Origin of the sequence: Bovifimicola ammoniilytica, assembly GCF_025567085.1 — a bacterium.
GTDB classification, from domain to species: domain Bacteria; phylum Bacillota; class Clostridia; order Lachnospirales; family Lachnospiraceae; genus Bovifimicola; species Bovifimicola ammoniilytica.
The window spans coordinates 84,546-97,453 of the sequence record NZ_JAOQJN010000008.1; the positions used below are offsets into that span (position 1 = coordinate 84,546).

Consider the following 12,908-nt stretch of genomic DNA (forward strand, 5'->3'; position numbering starts at 1 on the left):
TAGCCTCCTTTTTTATCTGAACTATCGCCTAAAAACCATATATTCTATGTATCTCGTCTGTATAAACTCCAGGTTCTTTGTATACAATCAACGGACTCTCGACCTTAACCATACTTTTTCCGCCACGGACACTCTCGATAAGCACCATATTTGCCTCTTTATTCTCAAACGGATATACGAACTTTATTCTTTTAGGCTCTAATTTATATTGCTTCAATGTCATAATAAGTTCTGTAAGCCTGTGTGGTCTGTGTACCATATAGAATCTTCCACCTGGCTTTAATAATAATGCTGCCTCTCTTACCACATCATCAAGTGTGCAGAGAATCTCATGTCTGGCTATTGCCTTAGGCATATCAGGGTTCTTAATTCCATGATTATCATTCATATATGGTGGATTAGAGGTTACCACATCAAAGGAAGCTTTCTTGAACATCAAAGAAGCTTCCTTAATATCACCCTCCACTATGTCTATTTTATCCTGGAGATTATTATATTTCACGCTGCGCCCCGCCATATCTGCACTCTCGCTTTGTATCTCAAGCCCTGTAAAATGTCTGCCATTACTTTTAGCTTCTAACAGAATCGGAATAATACCCGTCCCTGTTCCTAAGTCAATTGCATTTTCACCCTCATTTACAATTGCAAAAGAGGAAAGTAATACAGCATCCATTCCAAAACAGAACTTGTCTTTATGCTGGATAATTTTGTAGCCATTGCGCTCTAAATCATCTAATCTTTCGCCCTCTAATAACACATTAGTCATCGATTTTTGACTTTCCTTCCTTACGTTCTAACGCTTCAAGTGCCTTTAATTCTTCATCATTAATATTTTCGGAATTATGTCTCTTTCTACGTTTGAATTTCAAGTCTTCGGCTTTATATTCTCTTATTTCTTTCTCATCATTTACTTCAACTAATACTTTTACTAACTGTCTGAGTACACTTACTGTCTGCACCTCTCCCTTTAATCCGTCATTAGTTGTAACTGTATCGCCAATTGCAGGTAATCTGCTGTTAAGTTCTTCGTATGTCTCTTCCTCATTCTTAAGACAGCACATAAGACGTCCGCATACACCTGATATCTTAGTTGGATTGAGCGAAAGATTCTGTTCTTTAGCCATCTTTATAGATACTGGCACAAAATCTGTAAGATATGTGCTGCAGCAAAGAGGTCGTCCACAGATACTATATCCGCCTCTTACCTTTGTCTCATCTCTTACGCCAATCTGTCTTAATTCAATTCTTGTCTTAAATACTGCCGCTAAATCTTTAACTAATTCTCTAAAGTCAATTCTTCCATCTGCTGTGAAATAAAATAATACTTTATTATTATCAAATGTATATTCTGCATCTATAAGTTTCATTTCAAGACCATGTTTCTGAATCTTTTCCTGGCAGATTTTAAATGCATTCTTCTCTTTCTCTCTGTTCTCTTCTTCTTTTCTGTCATCTTCTTCTGTTGCAATCCTGATAACACTTTTAAGTGGTGGTGTAATCTCATCATCTGCCACTTCTCTGATTCCGAGAACAACTGAACCATATTCCACACCTCTTGCTGTCTCAACGATTACGTGCTGTCCTTTTTCAATTGCCAAATCGCCCGGTGCGAAAAAATATATCTTTCCTGTCTTCCTGAATCTGACACCAATAACTTTTACCATTATTTGTTTTTCTCCATTTCTATTATCTGTCTGACCATCATATATTGTCTCTTATCGTAAGGAACATCATCTCTATTGCAACATCAAAATTAACATTTGCCTTTAATCTTAATTTAGCTTTATTCATTGCTTCTAGAATATGCTCAATTCCATTATAAGAAGATTTTGCCGCATGTTTCTTTATTGTCTGTATCTCATCTTTGAAAATAAGTTCATTTACATTCTGTGATGCCTTATATACTAACACATCTCTGAACCATAATATCATAAGGTCAATATAATCCGTAAATCTGAATTTGTATTCACTGGCTCTTTTAACAGCCGCTACGACCTCGTAAGCCTGCATATCTTTTATATATCTTAGTAACTGGATTACTTCATCTAACATTTCTGCGAAATCCTGTGACTTCGACAGTTCTATGGCTTTACCAAGATTACCTCCTGCGAATGACACCGCAATATCTGCCTGATAATCCACTACTTTTTCTTTCTCCATAAGATATTTCTTAACAACTTCTTTCTTAAGTGGCTGCATATCAAGTTTAACACATCTTGATAGTACTGTCTGTAGCAATGCAGAAATATTAGTAGTCAGCAGAATAATAACTGCATATTCAGGTGGCTCTTCTATAGTCTTAAGTATAGCATTCTGTGCAGCATTATTCATTAATTCAGCATCCTCAACTATATATACTTTATGAGAATTACTGTATGGTTTTAACTCAACATCATTTACAAGTGTCTGTCTGATATGGTCGATAGACAATGTTGTAGGTTTATCAGGTGTAATCATTATCAAATCAGGATTATTGTCTGTAAGCGCCTGTACACACGAATGGCATTTCATACATGGAACTGTACCTTTTTCTTCACATAACAGGGTCATTGCAAATGCTTTTGCAACCGTACGCTTTCCCATACCTTTTTCACCATTAATTATATATGCGTGTGAAATCTTATTATTCTCTATTGCTTTCTTGAAATGTTCAACAATGTGTTCATTTCCTAAAATATCTTCTAATCCTGCCATAGTCTACCTCCTGTCTGAGCAATCTTTCTCAAATAATCTTTTTCGCAAAACAAAATCTGAAATTTTATTTGCAATTTCTCAGACATTTACGTCCTGGGAACAAAGATTAATATGCCTAAGCAAACCTTTGACTTATGTTATAATATCTAACAACAGACCTCTTATTTCTCCTACCAGATTAAGAATCTTAAGATTGTCTTTCTCCTCTTTAAGAAGTTCTTCGGCAAGTTTATCAAGGTTCTCATCAACTAACCTGATTATGCCATATACACGATGTCTGCCTCTTTTATCTAAAAAGTTCTCTCTTGAAAATTCATGTGAACGATATACAACTTCATTAATGAAATCTTTAATAAGCTGTCGGTATTTTCTCATATCCCTGACATCAGTGTGTTTCGACAACTTCTTGCCCTGCTCTGATATCTCATTCATAAGTGCAACTACTTTTTCCTGAAAACCCGCTTCTTCGATATTGCTTGCAAGTATAAATTTAAAATTACCATCTGTCTCCTGTACATGACTTGTGTTCTGAACCGGAGCCGATTTAAGTATTTCATTAACTTTTATCTCCATAAACATTCTCCATTCCAAAGTGAAGTGTTACTTATCTCTATATCTGATATATTATCACATTTTGGAGTGATAGTAAACTATTGCTTTTTCCTCATTATCTACCACTTATGCACAAATAAAACACTGTTTTATCTCATTATCTACCACTTATACGCTAATATACTACTGCTTTAGTCTCATTATCTCGCCTTTTATCTCTTTATAACATTTCTCCAGACTTTCATTATTATATTTCTTTTTAATATCTAATTCGTCTAGAATCTCTTCTGCAAAGTCCTTTGTATCAGCTAGAAATCTACGACATAATTCCTCATATTTAGGCGTGTTCTGAGTCATTTCCCTGTTTATTGCACGTATAAGTCTGATACCGTCATCGACCTCTATGTATATCGGAACTACAACTTCATTTCCATAATAATCCCTTACGTTTCTGTATGACTCTAATGTACCTATTAGTACATAATTATTCTCATTAAGATTAATATTCTCATCATCAACTGTGAAATAATTCCATACTCCGTATACCGTATTATATCCTCTTTTCTCAATGACCTTGCCTGCCTGCTCTAACTTCTCAAGTTCATCTTCATTTACAAAGAAATATTCCCTGCCATTTACTTCGCCCTCACGCATCGGTCTGGTAGTATATCCCACAATTGTCTTAAGTTCTAATTCTTTATCATTAACGAGCATATTATAAATCGTATCTTTTCCGACTGAACTTTTGCCCATAACATAAAATATTCTGCCCATTTTACATTTCCTTTCATTGGCAATTTATGCATCAAATTCCACATACTTCAAATTATTTCTATAAAATTTATAGCCTTCTGCCATTTCGCATTTCTGCCTTTCGTATTAATAATTTTTCTTTATATTTTAAACATTCAGATGATAATATCCCTTTGTCAGATTAATTCTTCTGAATTCTTCTTTAATTATCCTGATATATTCAGCCGATGTATCATGTAGTCCCTCCACACTAAGACCACTTGCCTTATAATCATTTATAAGTTTAACTATTTCTTTCGTTATAAGTTCTCCAGGTGCTAATATAGGGCTTCCAGGTGGATAAAGATATACAAATTCATTTGAAATCTTTCCGACAGCATTTTCTATAAGTGACTCTTCTGTATCAGAATGTGTCGCTTTATAGATATTCTCCATAACAATTGGTTTTGGAATCATATAACTGACATCCTCATTTTTCGTATCATCACCATATATTCTCATATCCCTGTCAATTTCAACCATTGCCATAAATAATCTTAACAATCCATCCTCAGTGTCCATAGGTGAAGTCATCGCTATGGCATAATCTCCCGCCGCCATTTCTAACTGCAGATGATATTTCTCTAGCATTTCCCTATACAGACGGCTTCCTGTATATGATGTCCCTCTTACTGAAATCACTATCTTCGATGGATCTAAATCATATACTGCATTTTTTCCGACTATTTCACGTCCTGCAATCTTCAGATGTGTAAGCTGTTTTTCGTGAGTTAACATAACTTCTAATCTTTTTACATATGGCTCAAACAAGAATAAACCATCCGACTTAAGCTTATTGATACACTCGTCTATACTGCTCATAAGCACATATGACGGACTGCTGCTCTGATATATATGCAGAAATCTTTCGACCTCACTGACATTCACAATATCACTTCTGATATGAAGTAAAGCTGTCTGCGTAAGTGATGGCAATGTCTTATGAACACTTTGGATTACAATATCGGCTCCTGATTTTACTGCACTTTGCGGAAAACCTTTATGTAGTCCGAAGTGTGCTCCATGCGCCTCATCAACTATCAAAGGTATGCCTTTTTTATGCACAATTTCAGCAATTCTCTGTACATCAGATACAACTCCTTCATATGTAGGCGAGGTAATTATAACCGCCTTAATATCCGGGTTCTCTGCCAATCCATATTGAACCGCCTCGGGAGATATACCACCATTAATCCCATACATTTCAATATATTCCGGATTAATGTATACAGGTGTAAGTTCATTAAGATAAATCGCATTGTATACAGCTTTATGACAATTTCTTGCCACAAGAATCTTATCACCTCTTGACGTAACCCCGCATATAGCTGATAGAAGCCCACATGTACTGCCATTTACAAGGTAATATGTCTTATCAGTACCATAGAAATCTGCCGCCTCTTCCATTGCAATCTTAAGAATTCCCTGCGGATTATGCAGATTATCAAAACCATCTATTTCTGTTATATCATAAGAGAACGGACTCACTCCGTCCTCAATATTCCTTTTATGTCCCGGCATATGAAAAGGGTAATAATCACTATTCGAATATTCAATAAGCTTTTTATATAAATCAGACATATATTCCTCCATTTACTTTTTTGTTATCCATCCGTGACAGGTAAACATTATGACCTGCGTATCTAAATCTCTAAGAACTTCCATAGTTCTGTCAATTCTTTCATCATCGCACACATCTAAAATGTCATCTAAAAGTATCGGCAACTTAACTTCGCCATTACCTATAGCTTCACATAACGACAGTCTGAGTGCTAAATATACCTGCATTGACGTTGCATTGCTTAGATATTTACACTCATGATAATTAGTTTCGCCTGATTCTCTGACCTTTAGACCACCTTTTTCACCTATTATAATGCTGTCATATTCTTTTCCACACATTGCATTCATTAATTCGACCATTCTGCCATTAAGAGGCATAGATGCAGCGTCCTTAAGCTTTCGGGTGCGTTTTAGTACCTCTTCTCTTTCATCTGCCAGACGCTTGTATTCATTATTAAGCTTAACCTTTCTGCTTCCTGCTGCTTTTAGCATATCTTCATATTTCTCAATTCTTGCAGAAATCTTATCCTGTGCCGAACTTGTGCCTGTCTCTAATCTTCTGTTAATTTCCCTTAACTCTCCCTTTAATTCTCGTATCGAATAACCATTATAGCCCAATTTATCTAGTACAGCATTAATTCTATCATATTCCCGTTCATATCTGTCATCTTTATATCTGCCATCTTCATATATATCATCTTCTATATCTTTTTCATCCGTATCTTTCCATTTATTTTGTGGCATATTATCTTTCATCTTCTGCCTGCTGATACTTAATTTAAGCACGAAAAATATCATAAAAACGCCTATAGCTAATAGATAACCCTTAAAGAAGCCTTTATCCATAAAATTATTTACACCGTAGACTCCACCTATCCCGAGCATTATTATGGCAGCAATTGATAGATAATACTGGTTCCTTGCTTTCTTAAATCTCACATTACTCTCTATATTTCTCCCCCTATTCTTCGTTCTACATTCTTTATCTCTCTTTCTCTCTTCGTCAATATTTTCCAAATCTTCAATTACGCCCTCTAAGATATCCCTTTCACGCACCAACATTGAACTTTCTTCAGTTCTCTGGTTCCTTAGATTATCCCCTTCTTCTTTTAATCTTTCGATTTCCTCCGAAATGTCATCAATTTTTTTAGCAACATCGATAATTTCACCGGAGGTTCCTCTTTTAGACTTTAATTTCTCCATCTCTTTTTCTATCTGCTCCAGGTCATCTACAGAATTATCATCTTCATCAAAACCTGCTGCCATATTGGTAATTCTTTCAAATATGTCATTACCGATTTCGCCTTTCAGATAATCTCTGTCACTTCCTGCAAATATAATCTTCTCGAATTCATAGACTTTAAGTCCCAGAAAATATTCTCCGACTTCATATTCCTTTGGCACTTCAATCTCTCTGCCCGCCTCGTTATAGATATGTCTTACATCAAATGCAGGTGTTTTGCCAAATTCTTTCTCTAACAGATATTCCGAATCACCTACAACGAATCTCATATTTCCACACATCTGACTTCCATCAAATGGCTGGTATTTTCTTCGTAAATTCTGTGATATATCCTTAGACTTTGAATTACAACCATATAACAACATCTTTATAAAAGCCATTATCGTGCTTTTGCCAAATTCATTTTTGCCATAGATAATGTTAAAGCCTGATTGAAATTCCATATTGAAATTCTTAAGCCCACCAAAATTACCTATATGTATACCTCTTATCGCAAACCTGTTTATTATCCCCTTTTCTTCTGATACTTCCTCTGTATTTTCTATACAATTGTCTTCTATTTCCACATAATATAATTCCGATAACTCACGTTTTATGGCATTAGTATTAATCCTTCCTGACACTTTGCCCGTAAGGATTATTCTGTATAAATTATCTCTGTATTTTTCTCCCAAATTTTCTATCGCAAAACGTTCGATAGCTGCCGCTATCTTTACCGCATTTACACCTGTAAGTGACTGATTTTCGTTGACACTTCCGATTTCCTGACCTAAATTCGCATTTATGAAAAACCGGCTTTCTTTTACATTTCCAAAATGCTGACTTTCTACCACATTTCCAATCTGTGATTTCGCATCTAACTTTATCCTTATTTCTACGTATCTACGTTCGCACACCTCGACAAATTTCATGTTGGCATACCCCTGCCCCACAATTCCTAAATAGATGCCCTTAGTCCCTTTCATACCAAATGACATTCCTTGCGGACAGCCACAATATGCATAAGTACTGTAGCCTCTATGCAGGACCTCTGTCTGCTTATGAATATGTCCAAGTGCCAGATAATCGAATTCATTGTCCTCAATCTGCTTTAAACTTATAGGATTATATGGATTCTTAGACTGCTGTCCCTCTACAGTCCCATGAAATATACCAAGATTAATCGTATCATCATCATTTATATTTCTCTGTTTCATAAGGGAATTCATACATATACTGTCAGTAAATCCAGCACCGTAGATTCTTGCAACAGCATTTCCAATACTTATCTCGTAATAATCCATTTCCCCATCAAAAATAAATACGTTCTCACAAGCCGTATTTATCCTGTCATAACAACCACCCCTGATGTAATAGTCATGATTTCCTGGCGAAATCATAATCATCGTCCTGTTAATCTGCCTAAACCTACCAATAACCCAGTTCACTAATTCATCATCAGGTCTGGCATTATCAAACAAATCTCCTGCAATAAGCATTACATCAACGTTTTCATCTTCACAAATACTAATAATTCTTGCAAATGATTTCTCTATATCATCTTTCTCACAATCATAACCCAGATGAACATCTCCTGTATGTAATACTTTTATACTATTCATATTCTGCTCCGTTATTTCTGTATAATATTAAAAAATTCCTGCGAAGTTACAGCCTTACTGAAATGATATCCCTGATAATAGTCACAGCCTATCTCTTTTAGTGCCTGCATCTGCTCCTCAGTCTCTACATATTCTGCTAATACCTTGAAATTAAGTGATTTAGCCAGATATACGATTGAAGAAATAATTTCCCTGCTTCTCTCATTTGTCATCATTTCCTTTACGATAGAGCCATCTAACTTCACAATGTCAAACTGGTTTTTTTGCAAATATTTTATCGAAGTTGAACCCATCGAGAAATCATCAATAGCAATCATAAATCCTAAATTTTTAACCTGATTAAGTGCTTTTTCGAATTCCGAATCAGATTTAATCGCCATCTGCTCAGTGATTTCTATGCACATCTCATTGTCTTTTATGTTAAATTCTTTCTTCAAATTCTCAAGAAATTCTATAAAGCTTGGTTCAAGTATCGTCGATATCGTAATATTTACGGATATCTTATATGATTTATCCGTTAAACCTGTAATAAATTGATAATCATATGCTGCTTCCTCAAATAAATATCTCTCTAATTTGCTTAAGATTCCTGCTTCTTCTGCAATCTTTATTATCAATGGGGGATAAATATATCCATGTATAGGGTGATTATATCTTAATAATGTCTCTGCCCCTATACATTTAAAATCATTATCATATTGCAACTGGTAGAATAATCTTATATCCCTGTCCTCTAATGCATTCTTTATATCTGCTGCCAGACATTTTGCAAGAGCTCCCGGTACACCAGGCACTTCTAAAATATTGATTTCTTCGTTATCATTTTCAGCCTTCTTTAAAATATTAGTAAGTTCATTCATTCTCGCAGCTTCGCTTCGCATCTTCGACTTATCATACATTTTAACAAATGGCATATAGATAATCACACCTACCACCACTATAACTATCTGTAAAATCGCACCACACATCGAACCCGTTGCTTTATATCCGCTGAGAATTATAGGGGTTGTCCATTCAACATCTCTTATAATCATCGGAACAAAACCGAATTTCATTGCTAAATATGAAATACAATATGCCACAACCGGAGTTACTAAAAATGGTGCAAGCAAATAAGGATTATAGATAATCGGATAACCAAACACCATTATCTCATCAACATTAAATAACATTGGTACTGTGGCAATCTTCGAGAGATTTCTGTTAATTTTCCTCTTACTGAAAATGGCTACTGCCACCAAGAGACATATAGCTGTTCCGCAACCACCAACTAATACAAAATGATGGAAAAATGTCTTAGAAAGTATCTCTGTAGGTTGTTTTCCCTCGGCAATCAACTCTATATTCTTAGCTGTTCCCGATGAGAAAATTTTACCTGACACATCTTCTAATACGTCATCGCCATATATTCCTAAGAACCACATTACACAAGATGTCACTACAAATTTAAAACCATTTAGGAATGTTGCTTCCTTACCTTTGAAAATAAGTCCTACAACCGTCACGTAGAATTCCTGGAAGCAGTCTACATCAAATACTATACAGACTAAATAATTAATTATTGCTGCAAATATTACCAAAGCAGCTGCCGGAATCATCGCAATTATTGCATCATTGAATTCTAAATCAATGCCATCTGCATATAACCTGAATGGAATCTTAATATTGTTAATAATTGCAACATATAATTTTGACACTATAATACCACAGAATATTGCCGTAAATATTCCCTCTGTACCAAAATGTATATAATTAAAGTCATTTACATTTACATTTACACCGCATAAAATAAAAAAAGACACAACAGTAGTTAAGGCTCCGACAAATGCATAATTGCTCTTCGCTCCCAATGCCATTATGAAATAGGTTGAAATTGAAAATGCCATATATACAGATATAAGTCCAAATGTTGCATCATATATGAAATTAAGCATCTGAAGAAATGCTCCCGAAAAAATATGCGAAATGAATCTCTGATATCCATCAAATGGCATACTCTTTAGAATAAGTGCAAAGGAACCCAGCATAAGAACGGGGATTACCATAATTATTCCTCGTCTTATTGCACTTATTATCTCACTATTATCCATTATATATATAATTTTTTTTAATAAATTTTTCAACTTAAATTCTCCATTCCCCGATTAAGTTATGCTTTGCTTTCAATGACTTTTATCGACTTTTCTTTTAAAAATTCTATCACATTTGTATCACTTACGTCAACAAAACTATTCCTGTCCATAACTATAACTTTTTTATTGAAAATGATTATCATACTATTTTTCATTATATATACGACATCAAAATCTTTATACATTACTGTTAACTCTGTTTTAGATGTCTCCTGCTCTAATCTGTCATCATAGAAGCGGTATTCCATCTCTACCTGATAATGTGAACTGTGTAACTTCGCAAACCTCATAAAACTTTTCTTTGTTCCCCACTTGTATCCCCATATATTCCAGAAAATAATCGCTAATCCAAGTACAAGAAACGGAATGCATATTATCCAGTCAAAGTATAAAAAGCCCGCAAATGCAATAAACAACATAATTATCGCATAAGCGGTAGAAATTACTCTTAACATTTTGTGACTTGTCTTATAACTTGATATTATTCCCTCTGAATACATATCAAGAGTTAAATTTGTTCTATTTATATAACGTGGTTTCATCTTAATCCTCACTTCTTTTATTTTGAAACCATTACTGTACCCATACCATTCTTTCCATATGTAAGACCTTCATAAACCTTTTCTCTGACCTGCATAACCGGTTTACTGTTATCCTGCTTACTTACAGTTTCAAATGAATCTCTAAGTTTAATCATCATATCACGTACCACTTCAAGGTTCACGTCCTCTCTCCTAAGCTCTGACTTAAGGAGGCACTCATTTGCAAACATATATAAATTCATTAATTCAAATGAAATCTTATATCTGAAGTCGAGTACCGATGACAATTCATTTACAAATTGTCTGGCTTTCCTGACATTACGTACAAAATCGGTAACATTACTATTATCAAATGAATCTCTCGCACTGTCAAGATAGTTTATAATAATTTCATAAGTTATAACGACAATCTGAGTTCTGTTCGACTGACTTATACGCATAGAAAACTGATTAATCTCTTCTCTCGTCATATTGTCCTCTTTTCCGCAGATGTTTACATCGGAGGAATAGCGAGCAAAATTTCAGATTTTGCTCTATTTTCCTATTTCTATTACTGTAATAACTGTAATACTTTTTCTGGTAACTGGTTAGCCTGTGCAACCATTGATACACCTGCCTGCTGTAACACATTCTGCTGTGTGTAATTTGTCATCTCTTCTGCCATATCCACGTCTACCATTCGTGATAATGCCGATGTCATACTTTCCTGTGTCGAATCAAGACTTGTTACGGAGTACTCCAATCTATTCTCATACGCACCTAAGTCTGATCGTGCTTTAGATACCCTTGAAACCGCCTCTTCGATAATTGTTATTGCCTTACCACAACTGTCAGATGTTGAGAAATCCAGCTGGTCAAGATTCAGCGAATTGCTTGAAATCTCCGGAATAATGATATCCATTGTCTGATTTGCATTTGCTCCAAGCTGAATAGGCATTGCCCCAATATTCCAGAGTTCTATTGTCACATCACCTGTAAAATTCTGTTCGGGATCAACTGTACATTCAAATACGAATCCATTTACATCTGTAACTTTTACCTTATTATTCTCGGATGTAATAACTGCTGTATCACTGAAACCGATTCTGTTACCATCATCATCTGTAAGAAAATCTGCACTTCCATCCCCATTAATAGTAAGTCCATATTCTCCTGCCAGCACCGTGCTATCATAATATGTAGCTTTAATTCCACTTGTGAGGTTCTTTTCACCGTCTGCATTCTTAACTGTAGCATAACTTCTTCTCTGAACTTCACCATTTAATAACTTTGTATTATTGAATTCTGTATCACTTGATATTCTGTCAATTTCTTTCTTAAGTGACTGAATCTCACTGTTAATATTATTTCTGTCTTCATCTGTAAATGAATCATTTGCGCCCTGTACAGCCAATTCATTCATTCTCTGTAACATAGACTGAATCTCTGCCATTGCACCCTCTGCTGCCTGCGTAACAGAAATTCCATCAGATGCATTCATACTTGCTCTGTTGAGATTCTTTATCTGTGTTTTCATCTTCTCTGATATGGCTTTACCTGCACCATCATCCTTTGCTGAATTTATTTTATAACCCGAAGATAATCTCTCAAGAGATTTCTGTAGACTTTTTTCTGATTTTGATAAATAACCATTTGAAATAATGGCTGACATATTTGTTCCAATTCTCATAGTATTCTCCATTCCGCAGACGTCTTCCTCAGAGGAACCGCGACTTGAATATCGGATTCAGTTCTGCGATAAAGACTATTTGCGGCGTCTGCGACACAAATAGCCGTGCGAAAGAATTAC

Annotated in this window: 11 protein-coding genes; all 11 read right to left on the reverse strand. The window is 35.1% G+C overall.

Annotated elements, in window-relative coordinates; translation table 11 throughout:
• Positions 1 to 28: 28 nt before the first annotated feature.
• Positions 29 to 766, reverse strand: a complete 738-nt coding sequence (locus OCV48_RS11045; protein WP_021982209.1) for a tRNA1(Val) (adenine(37)-N6)-methyltransferase — start codon at positions 764 to 766, stop codon at positions 29 to 31.
• Complete coding sequence (locus OCV48_RS11050) at positions 759 to 1,664, reverse strand: PSP1 domain-containing protein (protein WP_021982208.1); 906 nt, start codon at positions 1,662 to 1,664, stop codon at positions 759 to 761. Before OCV48_RS11050 ends, OCV48_RS11045 begins: the two co-directional genes overlap by 8 nt.
• Before the next feature lie 37 nt (positions 1,665 to 1,701).
• Complete coding sequence (locus tag OCV48_RS11055; protein WP_021982207.1) at positions 1,702 to 2,694, reverse strand: DNA polymerase III subunit; 993 nt, start codon at positions 2,692 to 2,694, stop codon at positions 1,702 to 1,704.
• A gap of 132 nt (positions 2,695 to 2,826) precedes the next feature.
• A complete protein-coding gene (locus OCV48_RS11060) occupies positions 2,827 to 3,267 on the reverse strand; it encodes a YaaR family protein (protein WP_021982206.1) in 441 nt (146 codons plus the stop codon).
• Positions 3,268 to 3,429: 162 nt separating this feature from the next.
• On the reverse strand, positions 3,430 to 4,020 hold the full coding sequence (locus tag OCV48_RS11065) for a nucleoside/nucleotide kinase family protein (RefSeq protein WP_021982205.1): 591 nt from the start codon (positions 4,018 to 4,020) through the stop codon (positions 3,430 to 3,432).
• Between the two features lie 126 nt (positions 4,021 to 4,146).
• Positions 4,147 to 5,619, reverse strand: a complete 1,473-nt coding sequence (locus OCV48_RS11070) for an aminotransferase class I/II-fold pyridoxal phosphate-dependent enzyme (protein WP_147591941.1) — start codon at positions 5,617 to 5,619, stop codon at positions 4,147 to 4,149.
• A 12-nt stretch (positions 5,620 to 5,631) separates the two neighbouring features.
• Positions 5,632 to 8,445 carry an AAA family ATPase gene (locus tag OCV48_RS11075; RefSeq protein ID WP_147591942.1) on the reverse strand — a complete coding sequence of 938 codons (2,814 nt, stop codon included), beginning with the start codon at positions 8,443 to 8,445 and terminating at the stop codon, positions 5,632 to 5,634.
• Positions 8,446 to 8,456: 11 nt separating this feature from the next.
• The gene (locus tag OCV48_RS11080; RefSeq protein WP_021982202.1) at positions 8,457 to 10,568 is read right to left on the reverse strand and encodes a PTS sugar transporter subunit IIC/EAL domain-containing protein; all 2,112 of its coding nucleotides are present in this window, start codon (positions 10,566 to 10,568) and stop codon (positions 8,457 to 8,459) included.
• 26 nt (positions 10,569 to 10,594) lie between these two features.
• Positions 10,595 to 11,119 carry a hypothetical protein gene (locus tag OCV48_RS11085; protein WP_147591943.1) on the reverse strand — a complete coding sequence of 175 codons (525 nt, stop codon included), beginning with the start codon at positions 11,117 to 11,119 and terminating at the stop codon, positions 10,595 to 10,597.
• 17 nt (positions 11,120 to 11,136) lie between these two features.
• On the reverse strand, positions 11,137 to 11,589 hold the full coding sequence (locus OCV48_RS11090; RefSeq protein WP_147591944.1) for a flagellar export chaperone FliS: 453 nt from the start codon (positions 11,587 to 11,589) through the stop codon (positions 11,137 to 11,139).
• 80 nt (positions 11,590 to 11,669) lie between these two features.
• Positions 11,670 to 12,788, reverse strand: a complete 1,119-nt coding sequence (locus OCV48_RS11095; RefSeq protein WP_021982199.1) for a flagellin N-terminal helical domain-containing protein — start codon at positions 12,786 to 12,788, stop codon at positions 11,670 to 11,672.
• Positions 12,789 to 12,908 lie beyond the last annotated feature (120 nt).